Below are 21,683 nucleotides of genomic sequence, written 5' to 3' on the forward strand. Positions count from 1 at the left end.
CCTCCAATTTTTCTTGATGGCGCGATGCCCGCCGATACGGTGGTGTTGACAACTTTAAGCAGCTGCCACGGCTTCTGATCACCTTATGCCACGTCCACGCGTCCACGCTCCCTGGAAGTTTCTTGGCGTGGCTCTGTTCGTCGTCCTGGCGTCTGTGGTTATCCGGGTGCTTTTGCATCCTTGGTTGGGCGGACGGCTGCCATTTCTGATCTTGCTGGCAGGTGTGGCTGTCGCGGCTCGTTTCTGCCGCTGGCAGGCTGCTCTTGTGGCCTCCCTGACGGGTTTTGTCGTCACGGCCCTTCTGTATGTTTCAGCAGATTCTGGCATCGACCACGGCCGCGCCTCCCTGTCCATGATCTTTGCCGGTTCGGTGGCGGTCATCATCATCATCTTGGGAGAGCGGTTTCACCGCTGGCGTGACAAGCTGGAGGCTGAGCTTGAGGAGCGTCGGGAGCGCGAGCATTCGCTCATGGAGCAGGCGCGCCTGCTGCGCGAGGCCCAGCATCTCTCCCACATCGGCAGCTGGGATTGGGATGCGAGCACGGATGTGACCCGTGGTTCTGATGAGCTTTACCGCATTTACGGCCTGGATCCGGCCAGGGATCCCATGCCGGCCTTCAAGGATCAGCGGGGCGTCTTTTATCCCGAGGAAGTCTGGGTGCGCCTGAATGAAGCGGTGCAGAACGCCGTGAAAACAGGCACGGGCTACCAGCTCGAGATCGAAGCCTTCTGTGCTGGGAAAAAGATCTGGGTCACCGCTCGCGGCGAGGCGGTGAAGGGCGATCATGGCCGTGTCATCGGACTGCGCGGCACCGTTCAGGACATCACCGAGTACAAGCGCGCTGAGGAAGCCCTGCACCTGTCCACACAACGCACGGAACTCGTCAAAGACGTCGCTGAAGTCGGTTATTGGTTCTGTGATCTGCCCTTTGACGAGCTGGAGTGGGACACCGTGGTGAAAGAGCACTTCTGGCTGCCGGCGGATGCCAGGGTGAACATTGATCTGTTCTACTCCATCATGCACCCGGATGACCGGGAGCGTGTCCGCGTCTCCATCGAGCACTCCATCGCCCACAAGACACGTTATGACGTCGAGTATCGCACCGTGTCGCCGAAGCGTGGCGAGGTGAAATGGATCCGCGCCGTGGGGCGCACCTTTTATGCGGAAGATGGCACCGCCATTCGCTTTGATGGAGCCACCTTTGACATCACGGCGAGCAAGAAGGCTGAAGCAAGCCTGAAGGAAAGCGAGGCTGCCGCCCGCACCGCCTCCGCTGCCAAGGATGCCTTCATCGCGCAGCTTTCCCACGAGCTGCGGACCCCGCTGACCCCGGTGCTCATGACGGCTGCGGAACTGAAGGACGATCCCACCCTCCCTCCGGAGGTTCGTCAGCAACTTCGGATGATCGAGCGTAACATCTCCCTGGAGGCCCGCTTGATTGACGACCTCCTGGATATCACCCGCATCACCCGTGGAAAGCTTTCGCTGCGCAGTGAACCCTGTGATGTGCATTCACTGCTGAGGCACGTGGCGGAGATGGTGCGGGACGAAGCCCGTGAGAAACGCATCGAAATCTGCCTGGATCTCCGGGCCTCAAAAGCATGTCTCGCGGGTGACCCCACACGCCTCCAGCAGGTGTTTTGGAACCTCTTGCTGAACGGCATCAAATTCTCCCCGGCCGGACGCCGCATCCAAGTGCGCACCTCGGACAACCATGACGAGTTGTGCATCGAAGTTGAGGACGAGGGCATCGGCTTGGAGCCTGGCATGGAGGCCAGCATCTTCGAGCCCTTTGAGCAGGGCCCTATTTCACTTGAGCCGCGCTCTCCAGGTCTTGGCCTGGGCCTCGCCATCGCCAAGGCGGTCATCACACTTCATGGCGGCTGCATTTCAGCTTCCAGTGCCGGGCCAGGAAAGGGCGCCCGCTTCACCGTGGTCCTGTCCGGAGTTGTCCAGAGTGCCGCCCTGTCTGAGGCTCCCCCAGAGGATCTTGGCCAGCCCTCATCAGATGGCCTGATCGCCATGCGCCTCCTCGTCGTGGAGGACCATGATCCAACCCTGCAGGTCCTCTGCCGCCTCCTCAAGCGCGAGGGGCACTCGGTGGTCGGTGTGGGAACCAAGGCTGACGCGGTCGCTCAGGCCGGTGAAGCTGAGTTTGATGCCGTGCTCTCCGACCTCGGCCTGCCAGATGGCACCGGTCATGAGCTCATGGATCTCTTGCGCGAGCGGCATGGCCTTCGCGGCATCGCCTTCAGCGGCTTTGGCACGGAACTGGACATGCAAAACTCCCTGAAGGCAGGCTTCGTGGCCCATCTCATCAAGCCCGCGCAGTTCAGCGAGATCCGTCGCGCCTTGCAGTTAATTCACACCGGCGCGTAGTCTTGAAAATGACAATGCCGCCAGACCGGAGATCTGGCGGCATCAAATCTTTGTGGAAAGAGTTACTTCAGCTCCTGAATCTTGATGTTTCTCCACATTACTTCCTTGCCCACGGCCTCGGTCTTCTTGCCGATGCCATGCACCTGCAGGGCGATGACACCTTCCTTGGTCATGTCATCGGTTAGGTCAGCCGCAGCCACCCCGTTAATGAAGGTCTTAATGCTGTTGCCACGGCACTCGATGCGGGCCGTGTTCCACTCACCCTGCTTGAAGGCCTTGCGGGCGGCCTCGTTGTTCTTCAGGTCAAAAAGCCAGCCACGGCGGCCTTCATCATACACACCGCCCGTGTAGGCGCGTGCGCTCGGGTCGATCTCAAACTGATAGCCGTGCACACGATCAGCCGGGAATTTCTTCTTCTTGCCGGCGATCTCCACCTCAGTCTCCTGAGTGTAGTAGTTGCTGCGGAACTGGATGCCCGAGTTCATCGACGGATCGACCTTGAACTCGAGTTCCAGGATGAAGTTCGAATACTTCTTCGCCGTGCACAGGAAGGAGTTGCCCGTGTTCGGCACCGTCTTGCCCACCACGGCGCCATCCTGCACACGATACTCGGCAGCGCCGCTGTGCTGCTCCCAGCCGGTGAGGGTTTTGCCATCAAAGAGCGGGGTGAACCCATCCTCGGCGACGAGAGGCATGGCCAGGGTGAGAAGGGCGGCGAAAAGGAAGGTAGTTCTAAACATAGGGGCGCTATCAACGTGGCATCACCGCCGCGTCTGGCGGTGATTTTTGAGGAAACGAGAACCCAGGGCAGGGAGATCAACTGATCTCCGGCACCACAAACGGCTCGCGATACTTGTTCTTGAGCATGTCATTCGCCGCATCGTTGTCGATGAAGCGCTCCTCTTTGCCGTTCATCTTCAGCACAGGGCCGAGCGTCAGCTTGTCCTTCTCCACATCCACATCGTTCTTGCCGAGATGCTCCTTCATGCGCTCAAAGGTGTCGGCCGCAAAGCTGTCTCCCTTGATCTTCTCCAGGATCTCTCCCGAAGCCGCCTTTTGCCCCAAGCGATGACTGATGTTCCCCGTGTGGCAGAGCGCGCTGGAAAGATGCCCCTCTAAAATGTCCGCATGCAGATCATCCACACGTCGGCTGCGACAGGCATTGATGAAGTTTTTGAAATGGTCCTCGCTGCCTTCGAACTTCTTGATCTCCTTGCCATCCTTGTCGTAGGCGATGGCACTGGAATAGTTCGGCACTACCACATAGCCACCTTCACACTCCACGATCACACCCACACCGGCGCCCTTGAACTTGTCCATGTTCTTGCTGTCCGTTTTCTCCGGCAGGCCGCGGACTTCAAAGATCATCGGAGCCTTTTCGTAGCCGTGGTAAATGATCTGCGTGTTCGCGGTTTCGCCATCGTCTTCATAACCCAGACGGCCACCCACGCTCCACACGCTCGGAGACAGCTCCATCTCACCGAGGAACCAGCGCGCGATGTCCATCTGATGGATGCCCTGGTTGCCGAGGTCGCCGTTTCCATAGGCCCAGGTCCAGTGCCAGTCATAGTGCAGCTTCTTGCGGGTCAGCGCCGTCTTCGGACTCGGGCCGCACCAGAGATCATAGTCAATCGTGTCCGGGATCTTCTGCTCACCCTCGGCCTTGCCGATGCTCGCGCGGCGCTTGTAGCACAGACCGCGTGAGAGCAGGATCTTGCCGAGATTGCCTCCCTGCACCCACTTCACCGCCTCGCCGATGCCTTTGCGGCTGGAACGGCTCTGCGTGCCAGTTTGCACAATCTTGTTATACTTGCGCGCCGCCTTCACCATCTGCCGGCCTTCCCACACACAGTGAGACACAGGCTTCTCCACATACACATCCTTGCCCGCCTGCACGGCCCAGATCGTGGCCAGCGCATGCCAGTGGTTCGGCGTGGCGATGCTCACCGCATCGATATCCTTGTTTTCAAAGAGACGGCGCATGTCGCTGTAGCCCACGACCTTGTTGCCCTCCTTGTCGAAATTCTGCACATGCTTGTTCAGCACATTGCTGTCCACATCACACAGCGCGGCCACCTTCACGCCGTCACTCTTCAGTTTGTTGTAGCCGCTGATGTGGCTGCCTCCGCGTCCGCCAAAGCCGATGACGGCCATGTTGATCGTGTCGCCCGGGCTTTTCTGCGCCCAGGAGGTTTTGGCGATGTAGAACACGCCGGTGGATGCGGCGACGGATTGGGTGAGGAAGCGGCGGCGGTTGGTCATGGCTCTTCATATACGATCACGCTTCGTCAGCCTTACGGAGATCATAGCGGGTGGGTCAATCTTGTCGGCAGGGCAGGGAAGGGAATCATCGCAGGTGGATTCACGATTTGCAGGTCGGCTTGATGCTGTAACTTGGGCAGCTCTTTGAGTTATTGTCCTCCATGAAGACAGCCCCCACTTCGATCATTCGCCGCGCGGTGTTCAGCCTCGCCCGATTGCCGAGGCCCTTGGGCTTCATCGGGTATCATCTGCTGAATGTCCTGCACTACCTGTATCTGACTCGCGTGGCCTGCATCGGCCTGCTGGCAATGCTGTTGCTGCCCTTGCTGGCCTGCGGCCCTCTGCGCACCTCGGTGCTGGGGGCTTACGATGCCCGCACGCTTCCTGGCGCCCTGATCATCGGCTTCTCCCTGGTCATCACCGTCGGCTGTCTCATTCATCAGCGGAAGCTGGTGGACATGCATGGGGACATTCGTTTTGACGCACCTGTGGATACACTGAAGCCGGGCATGGTGAGGGCCTGGAACTGGATCGCTTCCATCGCCGTGCTGTTGAACATGGTCGTCGTGCTGCGCGCCTCGAACAGGGAGCTCTGGCCCATGCTGCTCAAAGGACTCATCGCCGGTGCCTGCTGCGGCATCATTATGCGGGCAGGGCTGGGAAGGATCGAGCGGAAGCTGGTCGACCTGCGCCATGGCTGGCCAGCTGATATTCTGAGTTTCCTGGTCTCCAACGGCCTTTGCAAATCACCCGGGCTGATCGAGTTGCGAGACAAAGACAAGCCTTTCTCATTCACGAACGTGACGCTGGCGGACGGCCACCTCAGCGTGCTCGCCTACGGCAGTCTGCTGGTCATCATCTTCCTTGTCGTAGATGAGGGGGTGATCCATCCGCTCGCCTCGCTGCTGTTGCTCATTTGCGTGCTCTCCCTCTTGCTGAGCAGTGTGGCCTTCATTCTGGATCGTCATCGGGTGCCCTTGATGGCCGGCATCGTCGCTTACTGCACCTTCACCAACCTTTGGCGCGAGAGTGATCACTACTATCCGGTGCTGCCTCGTGCCCCATCCGCGCCAGCGTTGCCGACCCCAGCCGGCATCGTGGAGAAAAGCATTGAGGAACACCGTCCGCTGGTGATCGTCTCCACCGCTGGCGGCGGCATTCAGTCCGCAGCCTGGACCACACGAGTTCTGGAGCAGCTCGAGGTGCAGATGGCCGCGGCGGGCAGCCCAGGCTTTCATGACTCGGTCAGACTCATCAGCGGTGTTTCCGGAGGCAGCGTGGGCGCTCTTCACTATGCCTATGCTGTGGGCATGAATCCCAGCGCTCCCGATCTCGACAACGCTGCGAAGGCCGCCTCCGCGAGCAGTCTGACCGAGGCCGTGGTGGGCATGGTGAAAAAAGACCTGCTTCGCGCCACCTTTCCCTCCGCCTTCACCTCGGAGGAGATGCTCTTCAATGATCGTGGCCGCATGCTGGAGTATGCCTGGGCGGAGAATGCCGAGCTTCTGTATGGCTTCGGAGGTCTGGAGCACGCCACCCTGGAAAGATGGGCGGCTGACGCGTTAAAATTAGTTAGGCCTGCCTTGATCTTTAATTCGACCATCGTCGAGACTGGCGAGCGCATGGCCATCTCCACCAGCCCGCGCAGCCCGCTAGGCTATTTGCAACCGCCAAGAGCGGGCAACTTCGAGTTCACGGAGCGCTACATCGCGGACATTCCCATGCTCACCGCGGCCAGGCTTTCCGCCACCTTTCCTCTGATCAGTCCCGCTGCACGTCCCGCCATCTCCGATGGCAAGGGCAACGGCCTCATCCTCCCCGGCACAGAGAATGCCGGTGTCTTTCCAGTGGGTGGCAGCCTGCATCATGCCGTGGATGGCGGTTACTTTGAGAACAGCGGCATGGTCGGTGCTCTGGAGTGGCTGGACGAAGCCCTCACCACGCTGAGCAAGGCCGGCCGTGAACTGCCGGACGAGGTCATGGTCATCGAACTCGCCGCTTTTCCTGCACCGCCAGCCGACCCCATGCGTCTCACCCCTGTGGACCTTGGCCGGACATCCCAGGGGGCTCTCTATGACGTGCTCTCTCCAGGCCTCACGATGATGCATGTCCGCAATAGCAGTCAGTCCGCTTACGCCGGTCAGTTGCTGGCCCAGTTCAGCCTGCGCTGGCAGCTGGAACTGGAGTCCAAATACCAGCGGCCTCCCGGCAGGCCCTTCATTCGCCACGTGCGCTTGCTGCCCAAGACTCCGATGCCTCCGACTGAAAACGATCAGCGGGGAATACTGCAGCGCTTTGCCGACTGGTTCTTCATTCCTGCGGACATGATGAAGGCACCCCTTTCCTGGCACCTGCGCCCCAGCGAGATTGCCCAGATCGACAGCTCCGCGCGCGAAGCGGTGAGCACCATGCTGCAAACCAAGGAGATCCTGCCGCAAACCGCCATCATGGCCCAACAACAATTGGTTCCACCGCAAACGACGGATCTCCCCGCTCCCGTGGCCGCACCTCCGCCGACCATGCAGCCCATCGTCAATCCAGGCTCGGCATCAGCCGAATACCTGGTGAAGCCCCAGCAGCTCAATCGCGATCTGTTGAAGACATTCATCTCACCAAAGTCAGGCAAGACAGAACCGGCCCCGGGAAACCCATGAGCACGCGATCCTCCCTGAAGCCCATCTTCTGGCTCACCATCGTGGCCTGGCTCATCACACTCGTGACCACGCTGATCATGCGGGGAGAGGCAGACTGGAGCCGCTCCATGATACGCCTCCAGGACCTCGGCTTCGACTACGGCGGCACCAGCCCCATCGTGGCCCTGGGCCTCGCAGGCGGGCAGGAGGGCATCGACAAACTTCTGCCGCCGCATTTGAAAAGTGGCAGGCATGACCGCGATGTCGCCACCGCCATCACCCAATGGGATTTTGCCTTCATCGTTGGTTATGCCTCGCTTTTCATCCTGCTGGTGCTCCGGCAGAAAAAGGGTGCCTTGCGCTCCTTGCAGATCGGCTTGGTCATCCTGGGTGCCTTGCTGGACGTGGTGGAAAACTTCGAGCTGCTGGCGGCCATCTACCGGGCGCCGGGCTGGATCCCGTTCCTGCCCAAGCTGCTGGCCACTGCGGCCACGGTGAAATGGATGGCACTTTTCCTCGTCTTTGTGCTGCTGGGATACGCGGAGCTGACCCAGTCCACTTATGATACCCTTCCTGCCTTCTGGCGCTGTCTGATGGGAGTGCTCATGCTGTTGGGCGGAGTCGTCGGATTCTGGTGGATGGGAGGCCTGCATTCCGGCCTGTTGATTCAAAACGGCTACGCCTTTGCCGTGGCGTCCCTGGCCATCCTGCCGGTGCGCTTCTTCACGCCTGACGGAAACTGGCGCCACCCGGTGCCCGAAGACACGTGAAGCCTTGTGATCAGGCCTCCCGCGCATTTGCAGGTGACATCCCACCGCTTTGCCGCGATGGGGTCCGCCTTCGCTGCCATGCCTCCGACCCCCGAACATATCCTGCAAACCGGCCTCGCCTTCTGGAACTCCAAGGCGCTGCTCACCGCCGTGGAACTGGAGATCTTCACGCATCTCGCCCAGCAGCCTGGGAACCTCGCCGATCTTCAATCGCGCCTCAAACTGCACCCTCGTGGCGCTCGCGATTTCCTCGATGCACTCGTCGCCCTCGGCTTCCTGCTTCGCGATGACGATGGCACCTATCGCAACACCCCCGACACGGAAGTCTTCCTCGATAAAGCCAAGCCTTCCTACATCGGTGGCATCCTCGAGATGTCGAACCATCGTCTCTACCCCTTCTGGGGCGGCTTGACGGAAGCCCTGCACACCGGCTCACCGCAAAACGAAACCAAAGGCGGCGGTCAGGATCCCTTCGCCATCGTCTATGCCGATCCGGCACGGCTGCGTGAGTTCTTGCGCGCCATGTCAGGTGTGAGCCGTGGGGCGAACATGGCTATCGCGCGCCAGTTTCCGTGGGCAAACTACAGCACCTGCGCGGACATTGGCACCGCTCAGGGAGACCTCGTTTCGCAGATCGCTCTCGCGCAGCCGCACGTGAAAGGCATCGGTTACGATCTCCCGGAGGTCGGCCCCATCTTCACAGACTACGTCGCAGGTCTCGGCCTCGCAGATCGTGTCTCCTTCCAGGCCGGCAGCTTCTTCACCGATGAGCTCCCTCAAGCTGACGTGCTCCTCTTCGGCCACATCCTCCATGACTGGGATCTCGAAGCAAAGCAGATGCTTCTTCGCAAAGCCTACGCTGCCTTGCCTGAGGGCGGTGCCGTGGTCGTCTATGATGCCATCATTGACGACGACCGTCGCCAGAACGCCTTTGGCCTGCTCATGAGCCTGAACATGCTCATCGAGACCCCCGGCGGCTTTGATTACAGCGGCGCGGACTGCATCGGCTGGATGCAGGAGGCAGGCTTCAAAGACTGCCGCGTCGAGCATCTCGTCGGCCCGGATTCCATGGTCATTGGTATCAAGTAACATTCATGTCTGATCCTGTCTCAACTCCTGCGCCTGCAGCCTGGCTCGTGCGCATTCCTGAAATCTTTGAAGGCATCGCCAAAGAGGTGCTCGCACGCTTTGGTGCGACGTCACACACGCGGTTAGGCCTGGATTTCTACTCCATCAAGACCACGACTCCCAAGCTCATCCAGCAGTCCGAAGCCGCGAAGTTTGCGCGCTGGAACTTGCCCCTGGATCACTCCTGGCCCTGCAACCCGCAGAAGATGGACGGCTTCATCGAGAAAGCCGCTCAGACCCTGCTGAAGAAATTTGGCGATCGCTCACCCCAGGGCATCTTCGTCGGCCTGCTGAATCCCACTTCGCCGGACCCCTACTATCGCGGCCTCGCCTCGAACTTGCGTGGGCGCTTGCTCACCCTCTTTCCCAAGCTCACCGCAGGCACCGTCGAAGCGCAAAATCCAGGATCGGAGACTCTCTTCTGCGTTGTTGGAAAGGAAGGCCTCTTCTGCGGCATGCAGAGTCCGCGTGCCAGCAATGGTTTCTACCCCGGCGGCAGCAAGTACATCGATCAGGATTCCCCGGACACCATCAGCCGTGCCGGCGCGAAGATCGCCGAGGCCCTGCACTACCTCCTCATGTATCGCCCGGCCATGCCCGAGCGCAGCCACTGGCTGGAACTCGGCGCCTGCCCCGGCGGTATGACCTCGGAGCTGCTCTCCCGTGGTCAATTCGTGACGGCCATCGACAAAGCCCCGCTAGACAAGCGCCTGAACAACCGTCCCGGCCTGAAATTTGCGCACGTGGATGTCGCGGAATACGAGCCAGCGCCAAAGGCTTACTACGATGCCATGCTCTCCGACCTTAACGGCCCGCCCGAAGAGTCGATCGACCACATCATCCGCCTCTCCGGCCCCCTGAAGCCCGGCGGGTTGGTGGTCTTCACCCTCAAAGTCCCGCGCATTGAGACCGTCGACGAGCCCTGCGCCCTCTTCCGCCGCATCGTCCAGACTGCCACCGAAGCCGGTCTCCGCCTCTTCGCCCAGACCCACCTCACCTACAACCGCCACGAGTTCACCCTCTTCCTTGAGAAGAGGCGGTAGACGCGGGCCACGTAAAACGAACTTTCCAGTTCGTTTGAATCGTAGAACGAACTTTCCAGTTCGTTCGGATTGGGTGAGCGCAGGCGGCCGGGAGAGAACGAGTTGGAAAACTCGTTCTACGAGGGCGATGGAGCCTGCTCCCCACTCCCCCCGTTGACGGCTTCGCCGTCCCCTCCATACTCCGCGCCCTTTTCTCGCCCTCTCATGTCCGCCGTCGTTCCTACCGCCGCCCAGATCCGCCAGACCTTCCTCGACTTCTTCAAGTCGAAGCAGCACACCATCGTGCCCAGCGACAACGTCGGCTACACCAGCCGCGACGGCGCGCGCATCTTCACGAACGCCGGCATGAACCAGTTCGTGCCCATCTTCCTCGGCGAGCGCAGCGCAGATGTGGACACCTGGCCCGGTGTTCTCGCCAAAGGCCTGCCAACTCGTGCTGCTGACACCCAGAAGTGCATCCGCGCCGGTGGCAAGCACAACGACCTCGAGGACGTCGGCCTCGATACCTATCACCACACCTTCTTTGAGATGCTGGGGAACTGGTCCTTTGGCGACTACTTCAAAAAGGAAGCCATCTCCTGGTCCTGGGAATTGATCGTCGAACGCTTCAAGTTCCCCCCGAGCCGCGTCTTCGCCACCATCTACCAGCCTAACAAAGAGAAGGGAGATCCCGCTGATCGCGATGAAGAGAGCTGGAACCTCTGGGCCGAGAAGTTTCGCTCCGTCGGTCTCGATCCCGACATCCACATCGTCAACGGCAACAAGAAGGACAACTTCTGGATGATGGCCGACACCGGTCCCTGCGGTCCGTGCACCGAGATCCACATCGACCTCACCCCCGGCCCCATCGAGCTCAGCGAAGAGCGCCAGCGCGAAGGTGCCAAGCTCGTCAACGGCAGCGATGCGAGCTGCATCGAGATCTGGAACAACGTTTTCATTCAGTACAATGCCAACCCGGACGGCACCTTCACCCCGCTGCCCGCGCAGCACGTGGACACCGGCATGGGCTTCGAGCGCCTTACCTCCATCATCCAGGGCACGAAGAACTTCACCGACTTCGAGAATGCCAAGATCAGCAACTACGACACCGATGTCTTCAAGCCGATCTTCGATGAACTGACCAAGCTCAGCGGCAAGCACTACCAGAGCACGCTGCCAAAGCCCAACGAGCAGGGACACGTCATCCCCGTCAGCGAGCAGGAAAAGATCGACGTCGCCTTCCGCGTCATCGCCGACCACCTCCGCACCCTCAGCTTCTCCATTGCCGATGGCATCCAGCCCGGCAACAGCGACCGCAACTACACCCTCCGCCGCATCCTCCGCCGCGCCGTGAAGTATGGCCGCACCCTCGGATTCTCCGGCAAGGAACCCTTCTTCTACAAACTTGTCGACGTCCTCGCTGCTCACATGGGCGATGTCTTCCCCGAGCTTCGCGTGAAAAAGGAGCAGGTGAAAAACGTGCTAAAGATGGAGGAGGAGAGCTTCAACCGCACCCTCGACAAAGGCATCGAGCTTTTTGAAAAAGCTGCCAAAGGCGGCGACATCAGCGGCGCGGATTCCTTCCAGCTCTACGATACCTACGGCTTCCCCTTCGATCTGACTGAGTTGCTGGCCCGCGAGCGCGGCTTGAAGGTGGACAAGGCTGTCTTTGACAAGCTCATGCAGGAGCAGAAAGATCGCAGCGCTGCGGACAGCAAGGGTAACAAGAGGACTGTGTCCCTCAGCGAGATCGAGACTAAGGAAGCAACCCAGTTTCTCGGTTACGAAGAACTGAAGAACGAGGCCAGGGTGCTTGAAGTCCTTTCTGTGAAGGACAAGGAGGGAAAAGACCAGACTGCGGTGATTCTTGATCGCAGTGTTTGTTATGCCGAAATGGGCGGTCAGACCGGTGATGGCGGTCTGCTGATCATTGGTGCGAACACCTTTCCCATTTCCTCGACCACGAAGGCGGGCAATATCTGGCTGCACTTCATGAAGGATGATGAAGCGCCAGCTGTCGGTGCCTCTGTCACTGTGGAGGTGGACGCTGCGCGCCGTCATGCCATCGAGCGTCATCACACAGCCACGCATATCCTGCACTGGGCGCTTCATGAAGTCGTCAGCCAGGATGCCACGCAAAAGGGCTCCAATGTCACTGCAGACAAGCTTACGTTCGACTTCAATAGCGCCGCTTTGACCCCTGCTCAGCTCTCTGATATTGAGCGTCTGGTGAACGAGCGCGTCCTCGCGAATGATCCTGTGTCCTGGAGCGAGATCCCCTATGCCGAGGCCAAGAACAACAGCGGCATCATGCAACTCTTCGGTGAGAAGTATCCAGAGAACGTCCGTGTCGTGCAGATCGGCGGCAAGCCCAACGCTATCGATGGTTGGAGCATGGAGCTTTGCGGTGGCACTCACACCCGCCACACTGGCGAGATCGGCCTTTTCCGCTTGGTAGGTGAAAGCGCCATTGCCGCCGGGCAGCGCCGTATCGAAGCCGTCGCTGGACTCGAAGCCTACAACGCCGCTCGTGCCGATGCCGACCTGCTCAAGCTGCTCGCTGGCAAGGTCAGCGCTCAAGGCGCTGCCGATCTCGAGAAGAAGCTCGACCAGCTTCTCTCCCAGCAGAAGGAACTCGAGAAAGCCCTCAAGGCCGCCCAGCAGCGCGAAGCCTCCGGCAAGGCCAAGGAACTCCTCGCCGGTGCCGAGAACAACGCCATCGTCGTCAATCTTGGCGATGTCGATGCTGACTACGCCATGGCCGTGAATGATGCCCTCAAAGGCCAGTTCAACGGTGTCATCGTGCTCGCAGCCACCGGTGGCGGCAACGTCACCCTCATGGCGAACGTCGCCAAGGATCATCAAGCCAAGGTCCAGGCCGGCAAGATCATCCAGACCATCGCCCCCATCGTTGGCGGCAAAGGCGGGGGCAAACCCGACTTCGCCCGCGGCGGCGGCAAGGACGTGTCCAAGGTGGATGCAGCCCTCGCCGAAGCTCGCAAGCTTGTAGGCTAACGAAGTCGCGAAGCGTCCCGGAGTGCGGCGGCAGAGAGGCAAGGGCACCCTTGCCTCGGCGACGCCGCTCTCGTGCGCACGCAGCACCTTCCTAAAACGAAGATGTGTTGTGCGCAGACAGTTGTGTTGCGCCCACCCGGTCCGAAAATCATTTCCACCTTTCGGATGGAAGCTCGCGCATTTCCGGCCAAGATCACGCACCTCGCCCGCCGCCTCCGTGCCCACCCCCAAGCCTTCCAAGTCCGCTCAACAAAAGCCCGCCCAAGCTGAAGGCGCAGCGGCGCTCACCGCAGACCTCGTGACCTGGTTTCGCAAGGAAGGCAAAGACTACCCCTGGCGCCGCACCCATGATCCGTATGCCGTGCTGGTCTCGGAGATCATGCTCCAGCAGACGCAGATCGCCACCGTGCTGGATCGCGGCTTCTACGCGCGCTGGATGGAAAAGTTCCCGAACTTCCAAACTCTCGCCGCAGCCTCCGAAAGCGAGGTGTTAGGTGCCTGGCAAGGCCTCGGCTACTACCGCCGCGCCCGCAATCTGCACAAGCTGGCCCAGGTCATCGTCAGCGACCACGGCGGCTTGTTTCCACGTGATCCCGAAGTGATCCGCAGCCTCCCCGGTATCGGCCCTTACACTGCGGGTGCCATCAGCAGTTTCGCTTTTGGTTTGGCCGAACCCATCGTCGATGGCAACATCGCGCGTGTCCTTTCGCGTCTCGACAACGACGCCACGCCCGTCGACTCCACGCCAGGCATCAAACGTCTTTGGGACCGCGCCAAAGAACTCGTTCAGGCCACCGAGGATCCGCGTGCCTTGAACTCCGCCTTGATGGAGCTCGGCCAGACCATCTGCAAACCCGCGAAACCTGTCTGCGATGCCTGTCCCGTGCATCATCACTGCCTCGCCGATGAACCTGAAACCTTGCCCGTGAAAGGCGCACGTCCCGAGATCACCGAAGTGACCGAGCGCGTCTTCTTCCTGCGCACAGGGCAGGGGATCCTACTGGAGCAGGAGACCGGCAGCCGCCGCACTGGCCTGTGGAAGCTGCCTGCCTTGCCCGAAGAGTTCTCCGTCAAACCACCCTCTGTGCTGCTGAAGACCACCTACGGCATCACCCGCTACAAAGTCACCCTCTGGGTCCACGAAGTCCCCGGAAAGCCCACCCAGACATGGCCCGAGAGCCATCGACTCATCCCGCTGGACGAGCTCTCCGCCCTCCCCATGCCCAGCCCCTATCGCCGTGCCCTGGAGCGCCTGCTCGCCTCCTCCGGCGAGTTTCGTTTGGAGTAAAATGTAGGACGACCGTGTTCCGCGAAGCGGGGCCGGTCGTCTCAAGCGAGGTGGCCAACTCCTAGCATTCGCGATTCGGAATTGCCCAGCCGCCTTCCGCATCGTAAAACTCCGGCATGACACCGCTTGATCACGCCAGCCAGATCCTGGACACCATGCTTGGTTACCTGGGGTTCACCGTGAAGATCGACCAGGATGAAGGCCCCGAAGGGCTGGTGCTTATGATTCATTCGGAGGACGACAGCCAGCGCCTCATCGGCAAGCGCGGCTCCACGCTCGAGGACATCCAGTACCTCGTGAACCGCGTCCTGCAGCGCCACATCCCCAACTCTCCGCGCATTCGCGTCGACATCGACCACTACCGCAGCATGCGCGAGGACCAGATGGTCGAGCACGCCCGCGAGCAGGGCGAGCGCGTGCGCGCCACCGGCCGGCCCGAGGTGTTGCCGCCCATGAACAGCTACTACCGCCGGATCATCCACAATGTCTTCGTCAACGACGCCGAAGTCCAAAGCGTCAGCCTCGACGGCCAGGCCCGCTTCAAACGCATCCAGCTCAAGCGGCGGAAGTAAGGCCAACGGATCAAGGCGCGACGACACGCTCCAGTCTCACGCGTTGGGACTGGATGGGTGACGTGTTGCTGGCGGAATCTGGGATGAGGTAGTGACCATGGCCACGCCTGACCGGACCCGCCTCATAGTCGATCAACATGCCAGCAAACGGCACGGTGACCCCGGCAGTACTTTCCTTGAAGCTGCCAGTGAAGGTTCCCGTTTTCGGGTCCAGCTTGAGTGTCAGTGAATTCACAGGGGATCCCACGCTCACCGTGTTCGGTGCAGTGAGGATGAAGGGCTGAAGGAACTGCGGGATGCGCGAGGCGCTGAAGGTGAGCTGCATGTTCGCCGATGCGCCCGCCAGCCCCAGGTAGCCAAATACATTGTTAGGTGTATATTTGCCACCTCTGAGGTGCAGCGCATGGCGGAGGAAACCTGTCTTATAGCTCCGGTCAGTGCTGGCCAGCGGCTGAGCAATCTTGTTCCAATCAAAGGCAAGAGTGCTGACGTTGATGATGTCGAGTGTGGTGTCATTGACGAGGCATTCACCCTGCAGGCTGCCCGTGTTTTTATAGAGCATGGCATGCAGCGGGATGCTGTGGTTGGCTGCCATGAAGGTGCTGAATGTGAAGGTGGAACCATCAGCAGCCACCCCGGTCCATTTGGCCACGCCCATCTTGTCCACGCTGACCTGCGCATAGCCATCACCCTGCGGATATTCCACGTCTCCCACGGCTGCGGTGGTTTCGATCGCGGCATTGTAGGCGCCCTGCAGCTGAGGCGGAACCAGGGAAGCATTGGACCATGTGTTGCGCCGCGCTTCGACCAAGCCATCGCCCAGCGGTTCACCCGGCTCATAGCCAAACACTGCATGGAGCGTGTCATGCACGACGATGAGGCTCTGCTCGTTCGCATTGCAGGCCAGCGCGACCGGGTGACCGGTTTGGTTGAGACCGGGAAGGCTCTCGGAGACAGTGCCTGCCGTTCCATTGGGATTCAGCTGGACGAGAAGGGTGTCAGCGACAACGAGCCGGCCGTCCCCCAGGGATGTGATTCCGACCGGAGCCATGAAGCGCACATTGGCAAACAAGCCGTCGTCATCACCGCTCACGCCAGGTGAGCCCGCGTAGGTCGTGGTGGCTCCAGCCAGGGTCACCTTGCGAATCACACGGTTTTGCGTGTCGGCCACAAACAATGCCTTTAGCAACGGATCATAGGTGATGCCGCCCGGTGCCTTGAACTGTGCACCGGCCCCCGAACCATCTTTATGACCTGGAGCATTCGCCTTGCCCGCCAGTGTGGTGACCACGGACGTGGGTGTGATTTTGCGGATCAGATGATTGCCACGGTCCGCTACATAGAGATTTCCCGCAGGGTCAAGGCACAGCGCACAAGGCTGGCTGAAGCGTGCGGAAGTGCCGATGCCGTCGGTGCTGCCAAACTGGCCTGCCGTGCCAGCGAAGGTGGTGACCGTGCCCGCCGGGGAGATCTTGCGGATCGTGGCATTGCCTGTGTCAGCCACATAGAGATTGCCGGCCGTATCCAGCGCGAGGCCTTCCGGTGAGTTGAAGGAGGCCGCCTCGCCATCTCCATCCACAAAGCCTACCACGCCGCTGCCTGCGTAGGTAGAGACTTCCTGGGTGACCGAATTGACGAGGCGGATGACGTGATTGCCGGTGTCGGCGATGTATCCGGATGCATCAGGCCGCAGGGCGATGCCGGACGGGCTGTCGAATCGAGCAGCATCCACAGCCCCATCCATCAGGCCTGGCTCATTGGGATCTCCCAGGTCAATGCTGCCTTCAAGCATCTTAAACTGGGGATCCTCAATGGTGCCCTGGAGGAGATCTTTCTCTGTGTCGATGCTCAGCGTCAATTTCAGGTCACCGAGGCTTGCGGGACTGCGTTTGATGATGAGTTCGCCGGTCGGGTCGCTGTCTGTGGAGGCATCGAGAGAGCCAAGAATACTGTGCTTCTGCCCTGCCAGGGTCGCCGATCCAGAGACGATGCCGGTGCTTGCGACCGTAATCTGCAGGTGGCCGCCCATGCCAAAGTTCGAATGAGCAGAGCGAGCGACGATGCCGTTGAAGGTGCCGATGGCACCTGGATCTAGTTCCTGGATGGTGAGATAAAAATCCTCCGCCGTGCTTGTGCCGACGGGGTTGCTGGCTTTGAAGCTTAATTTGTTGGGCGTATAAGCACCATTCTTGTCTTTTTTGCTTGGCGAGGTGGGCTTGCCCGTGAGACGTCCGGTCTTGCCGTCAAACTTCAAACCCGCAGGCAGTCCGCTGACGGAGAATCCAGTCGGGAAGTTGGTGGCCGTGATCGTCATGTTGACCGGCTGGCTGACGGAGATCGTGGCCGCTGGGATGGCATCCACATCCGGCACTCCGCCCACGACATGGACGGTGGTGTTTCCATTGGTGGTTTTGGGCGCATTTGCATGTGTGGCTGGAATTCCGGGTGTCTCCATCGTGACGAGACAGGTGTAGATGCCAGCGTCTTCAACGCCGATTTTAGTGAGGGTGAGCACCGTGTCGGCTGCGCCTTTGACGACGGCTCCGTTAATCATGGTGCCATCTGAGAGGGCGGCTTCACCACGCTGCCAGCGGTAGGTGAGCTTGACCCCGGGTGTCTTGGGGGCAATGGCGGTGCAGGCAAGCTTCAGCGCGCCTCCTGTCTTCAATACCTGCGTGCCCGGACTCTGGGTGACGAGCCCCAGGTAGACGGATTCTGAGGTTGGAGGTGAGGCTGAATACGGGGCCACCACGACACTGTAAATGCCGACATCAGCAGCTTTGGTCACGGGAATGACAAATGGATTATGGATGGCTCCCAGAATCATAGTCACGTCCTTCTTCCACTGGACTGGCGGGGTGGGGTAACCGCCAGCAACCACACTCAAGCTGGCGGGTGCGCCCAATGGCACAAGCTGGCTGAGAGGCTGCGTGATGATCGAGGGTGCCACAGCACGTCCTCCGCTCACGGTCATCGTGAGAGCGCTGACCTCCTCATCATTGCTGGAGATCTTCACCACGGCGGTGTGTGCGCCTCCAGTCGTTGGGTAGAACCTGAGTTGAAAGGTCTGCGTGCCGCCTGGAGGCAACGTGCCTGAGGCCGGCTGTTGCATGACCCTGAATGCATTGCTGCCCTCCACGCTCACATAGGGCGTGCCTGTCAGCGCCAGCTCTCCGGTGCCAGGGTTGGTGATCGTGAACGTGTGGGTGACGAGTCCGCTACCGACAGGAGTGAGGCCAAAATGCGTGTCGTCACTCGAGCTGGGGGTCGTATCCCCCGTGGCAATCGTGCGACCATTGCCACTTAAAGAGATTTTTGGGCGGGGAGACGCCAGACGAAAAACAAAAACGCTGCCTCTGTTTGAGGATGCGTTTTGTGAGCTGGAAGCCGGTAGATCTTCATAGGGTCTGCCCGCCATGACCGTGTTTCCAGACACAGCCACTGAAGCCCCAAAGTAAGACCATTCTAGGGGGACGTCGGGATTGAGAGATGGCTGCTGAGTCCAGATAGATCCCTCTCGCGTGAAGACACGAACGATGCCTGCCACAGAAAGGTCACCCAGGTCGTAGCTCGAGTTTCCAACCACGGCGATGTCACCCGAGATGGCGAGCGCTCCACCGAAGTAGCTGTTTCGCGGGTCTTTGGCCACGTTAAGTTTGGCTTGCTCAGTCCAGAGAGCCCCGTTGTGGACAAAGACATAAACGCTCCCGTCACAGAGCGACCCAACTCCCTGGTCACCACCTGCACTGATGAGCAGTGTGTTGTCAGACAAAGCTATCAGGCCACCAAAGTAATCATTCGCCGCAGCGTCGCTGGCGGTGATCTTGCCATTGAGGCCCCAGGTGGAGCCGCTTCGTGTGAACATATACACGCAGCCTGTCCTCGTTCCAGCAGGTGTGTCTTCGTGAGATCGTCCCACCAGCGCGACGTCTGGTGAAAATAGAGCCACGGTGTGGCCAAAGCCGCTGTAAGGGGTGGAGCTATTGCTCATCAGCCGGGTTTGCTGGCTCCAGACTGAACCATTGCGCACAAAAACATAGGCCGTGCCGGTGCTGTTGACGTCCCCTCTCTCGGCACCAATCAACGCCGTGTCCCCTGATATCGCCACCGAGGATCCAAACAAATCATCATCACTTGCGTCGCTGGCGATGAGCTTGGCTTGCTGACTCCAGGTGGTGCCAGTGCGGGTGAAGACATAGGCACAGCCAGCACCCTGGCGCAGCCAGCCGATGGTCAAGTCAGCCCAGCATGCGCCGACGATGATGGAATCCCCTGAAATGGCAACCGCGTTCCCAAACTCAAGACCCTCCGAGGCATCGTCCGCATTGAGCATGGCCTGACGTGTCCAAGTAGTGCCGTTGCGCACCATGACGTGAACACTGCCGGTTCTGCTCCCCGCTGCGGTGCTGTCTTGCTGGGCTCCGATGACCGCCATCTCCCCTGACATGACGAGGGATGTGCCGAAGGTGTTGTCGCTTGAATTGTCACCAAGGCTGATGCTGGCTTCCTCATTCCATGCACTGCCATTTCGAGTGAACACATAGGCGCTGCCCGCTCCAGGTCCCGCTTCGGTGCTGGCATAGGCTGCGCCAATCAGGAGGGTGTTGGTGGATGCGGCGAGATAGCCTCCCATGTTCCCGCCCATGCCTCGTCCAGTCAGATTCAGCGTGGCATTGGAGGTCCAGGAGGTGCCGCTGCGGTTAAACACATAAACGGTGTTGGAAGCTGCCACCCACGCCATGTCTCCGGACAGTGCCACCGCCCTTCCAAAGGTTAATATCCCCGGGGTGGGTGCCAGTTGAGTTTGGAAACTCCAAGTGCTGCCGCTTCGGACAAAAATATGCACACTCCCTTTGAAAGAAGCGTCCTGTGGCGCGCCAATCAGTGCAGTGTCGCCTGAGATGGCCAAAGCACCTCCAAAATAGGAGTTCATGGCTCTGCTGGCGGCGGTAAACTTTGTCTGCTGAGTCCAGGTGGTTCCGCTTCGGACAAAGGCATAGGCGCTGCCTCTGTAGGAGTCGTCAGCAGGTGCGCCCACAAGTACTGTGTTTCCAGAGAGGGCGACACAGGCTCCGAAGTTGTTATCTTCCTCTCCGTCGTTGGCAGTGAGCTTGGCCTGCCTCGTCCACGTGGTGCCGCTACGGACAAAAATGTACGTGGCGCCTTTGTACATGTCTTCGCCATAGGCACCTACCACCGCCGTGTTGTCGGCCAGGGCCACAGAGGAGCCAAAAAGGCCCCTGTCCAGGTCGCCGGTGAATTTGGCCTGCTGTGTCCAGGTTGTTCCGTTGCGAATGAAGATGTAAGCACTGCCAGGTGCCCAGTCACCAAACCGGTTTGCTCCAATGAGGGCAGTGTCTCCTTGCAGAGCGACTGAGCTGCCAAAATATTCTGAGTAGGCGGCATCATCGGCGATCAACCTTGCTTGTAGTGTCCAGGCCGTTCCGTTACGAACGAAAACATAGGCGCTGCCTGTTGCGAGTCCAGCCACTGTAGTGTCGTTCTCCATGCCAAAGATCGCCGTATTCTCTGACAGCGCCACGACCTGGCCAAGAGGCGTTCCACCCCATCCCATGCCGGTGATCGGCGGCAAGAGCTCGGCTTCGATAGAACCTACCAATGGATCAATGGTGACTGGATACACAGCCCCTGCATCCGCGACCACAATGTCTACCCCCTGTGGCTTCGTCTCATAATGCGCGGCGAGTTCCTTGCCTTGGGCATCCCAGACCTTCAGCGCACCATAGCTCAATACGGGAGCTCCACTGATTGTGTCGGTAAAGGTGAGGCTGCATGTTCGCGGCCCTTCGCCGGTCCGCGCCTGGACACCTTGCAAAGACACGGGCACTCGCAGTTCACCCGATGTGGAGTCGGGACACCGGGCTACCTTGAAGGCGTGCTCGATGCCATCTGCACGGTTTTCATACCATTCGGTGATGCCATTGGCGTGATGATACTCCACACGATCATTGGTTAGGTTTGGTTGCGGTCTTGTGCGGGTGTCCAGACCCAGCGTGGCCGCCCACTTGCCGCCGCGGCCTGACTCGATGCGCACGGAGCCATCCAAAAAGCGCATCGTGAGGTGCTGGGCTGGATTTTGGGCGAAGTAGCGGACGCCCTTGTTTTGCGGAAGGCTGGCTTCATGATCGGTCAACGGCTGCACTGCCCGGCGCGCCGAACCCAGCGCGGCCCAAAGTGACTCCTGTTCTGTTTTGGGGAGAGTATTCAGTGCGGTCTGCGAGTTCCCTGCGATCTGGGCAGAGTTCTTCTCTGACTCTGGGGGGACAGGGTGTGAAGCTCCCTTGTCTGTGGCTGAATGCTTCTGTTCTGGCGAAGCCAGGACAGGTTTGGTCAGCGGCGGACCGAGCTGCTCACTTGGTGTGTAGCTGGCAGTGACCGGCTGGCTCGGCTTTGTCCATCCCGCAAAAAAAGAGATCAAAGTGACAGCGGTGAGAACGAGCAGAAAGAGCGGACGCGAACGCATGTGAAAAGAGGCGGGAGAAATCTTTGGCCCTCCACACCCGAGGATGTGTGCAAGGCGTGACTAGGTAACCGGACGAATATTTTGAAGTGAAAAAAATGGCAGATCACCCGGCGTGTGAACAGGCAAATG

The 21,683-nt window shown here is 60.0% G+C and carries 11 protein-coding genes; 8 read left to right on the plus strand and 3 right to left on the minus strand.

Translation table 11 applies throughout. The annotated features are described in order from the left end of the window. Positions 1 to 85: 85 nt before the first annotated feature. Positions 86 to 2,380 carry a hybrid sensor histidine kinase/response regulator gene (locus BGE01nite_RS01950; RefSeq protein WP_146848581.1) on the plus strand — a complete coding sequence of 765 codons (2,295 nt, stop codon included), beginning with the start codon at positions 86 to 88 and terminating at the stop codon, positions 2,378 to 2,380. Between the two features lie 62 nt (positions 2,381 to 2,442). Here BGE01nite_RS01950 and BGE01nite_RS01955 read toward each other — a convergent pair whose 3' ends face one another. Then, entirely contained in the window at positions 2,443 to 3,120 is a 678-nt protein-coding gene (locus BGE01nite_RS01955) for a 3-keto-disaccharide hydrolase (protein WP_146848582.1), read from the minus strand. A 76-nt stretch (positions 3,121 to 3,196) separates the two neighbouring features. Beyond that, complete coding sequence (locus BGE01nite_RS01960) at positions 3,197 to 4,642, minus strand: Gfo/Idh/MocA family protein (protein ID WP_146848583.1); 1,446 nt, start codon at positions 4,640 to 4,642, stop codon at positions 3,197 to 3,199. Positions 4,643 to 4,803: 161 nt separating this feature from the next. Between BGE01nite_RS01960 and BGE01nite_RS01965 the strand changes: the two genes are divergently transcribed. The 7 genes from BGE01nite_RS01965 (at position 4,804) to BGE01nite_RS01995 (ending at position 15,070) form a co-directional block, all read left to right on the plus strand. Continuing rightward, positions 4,804 to 7,296: a patatin-like phospholipase family protein gene (locus BGE01nite_RS01965; RefSeq protein ID WP_146848584.1), complete on the plus strand. Its 2,493-nt coding sequence runs from the start codon at positions 4,804 to 4,806 to the stop codon at positions 7,294 to 7,296. Beyond that, positions 7,293 to 8,045 carry a hypothetical protein gene (locus BGE01nite_RS01970; protein WP_146848585.1) on the plus strand — a complete coding sequence of 251 codons (753 nt, stop codon included), beginning with the start codon at positions 7,293 to 7,295 and terminating at the stop codon, positions 8,043 to 8,045. The genes BGE01nite_RS01965 and BGE01nite_RS01970 overlap by 4 nt, the downstream gene beginning before the upstream one ends. Positions 8,046 to 8,123: 78 nt before the next feature. Then, the gene (locus BGE01nite_RS01975) at positions 8,124 to 9,134 is read left to right on the plus strand and encodes a methyltransferase (protein WP_174770031.1); all 1,011 of its coding nucleotides are present in this window, start codon (positions 8,124 to 8,126) and stop codon (positions 9,132 to 9,134) included. A gap of 5 nt (positions 9,135 to 9,139) precedes the next feature. Beyond that, on the plus strand, positions 9,140 to 10,216 hold the full coding sequence (locus BGE01nite_RS01980; protein ID WP_146848586.1) for an SAM-dependent methyltransferase: 1,077 nt from the start codon (positions 9,140 to 9,142) through the stop codon (positions 10,214 to 10,216). 204 nt (positions 10,217 to 10,420) lie between these two features. Beyond that, complete coding sequence (gene alaS / locus BGE01nite_RS01985; RefSeq protein ID WP_146848587.1) at positions 10,421 to 13,210, plus strand: alanine--tRNA ligase; 2,790 nt, start codon at positions 10,421 to 10,423, stop codon at positions 13,208 to 13,210. Positions 13,211 to 13,427: 217 nt separating this feature from the next. Continuing rightward, entirely contained in the window at positions 13,428 to 14,498 is a 1,071-nt protein-coding gene (locus BGE01nite_RS01990) for an A/G-specific adenine glycosylase (RefSeq protein WP_146848588.1), read from the plus strand. A 116-nt stretch (positions 14,499 to 14,614) separates the two neighbouring features. Next, a complete protein-coding gene (locus BGE01nite_RS01995) occupies positions 14,615 to 15,070 on the plus strand; it encodes a Jag family protein (RefSeq protein ID WP_146848589.1) in 456 nt (151 codons plus the stop codon). Between the two features lie 10 nt (positions 15,071 to 15,080). Here the strand turns inward: BGE01nite_RS01995 and BGE01nite_RS02000 are convergent, their stop codons facing one another. Next, complete coding sequence (locus BGE01nite_RS02000) at positions 15,081 to 21,554, minus strand: choice-of-anchor D domain-containing protein (RefSeq protein ID WP_146848590.1); 6,474 nt, start codon at positions 21,552 to 21,554, stop codon at positions 15,081 to 15,083. Between the last annotated feature and the right edge of the window lie 129 nt (positions 21,555 to 21,683).

Origin of the sequence: Prosthecobacter gellanilyticus, assembly GCF_007992435.1 — a bacterium.
Lineage (GTDB): Bacteria > Verrucomicrobiota > Verrucomicrobiia > Verrucomicrobiales > Verrucomicrobiaceae > Prosthecobacter > Prosthecobacter gellanilyticus.

Excerpts from the sequence above, each read along its gene's own strand:
- BGE01nite_RS01950 (WP_146848581.1), top strand. The coding sequence starts at position 86 with ATGCCACGTCCACGCGTCCACGCTCCCTGGAAGTTTCTTGGCGTGGCT.
- BGE01nite_RS01955 (WP_146848582.1), bottom strand. The coding sequence starts at position 3,120 with ATGTTTAGAACTACCTTCCTTTTCGCCGCCCTTCTCACCCTGGCCATG.
- BGE01nite_RS01960 (WP_146848583.1), bottom strand. The coding sequence starts at position 4,642 with ATGACCAACCGCCGCCGCTTCCTCACCCAATCCGTCGCCGCATCCACC.
- BGE01nite_RS01965 (WP_146848584.1), top strand. The coding sequence starts at position 4,804 with ATGAAGACAGCCCCCACTTCGATCATTCGCCGCGCGGTGTTCAGCCTC.
- BGE01nite_RS01970 (WP_146848585.1), top strand. The coding sequence starts at position 7,293 with ATGAGCACGCGATCCTCCCTGAAGCCCATCTTCTGGCTCACCATCGTG.
- BGE01nite_RS01975 (WP_174770031.1), top strand. The coding sequence starts at position 8,124 with ATGCCTCCGACCCCCGAACATATCCTGCAAACCGGCCTCGCCTTCTGG.
- BGE01nite_RS01980 (WP_146848586.1), top strand. The coding sequence starts at position 9,140 with ATGTCTGATCCTGTCTCAACTCCTGCGCCTGCAGCCTGGCTCGTGCGC.
- alaS (WP_146848587.1), top strand. The coding sequence starts at position 10,421 with ATGTCCGCCGTCGTTCCTACCGCCGCCCAGATCCGCCAGACCTTCCTC.
- BGE01nite_RS01995 (WP_146848589.1), top strand. The coding sequence starts at position 14,615 with ATGACACCGCTTGATCACGCCAGCCAGATCCTGGACACCATGCTTGGT.
- BGE01nite_RS02000 (WP_146848590.1), bottom strand. The coding sequence starts at position 21,554 with ATGCGTTCGCGTCCGCTCTTTCTGCTCGTTCTCACCGCTGTCACTTTG.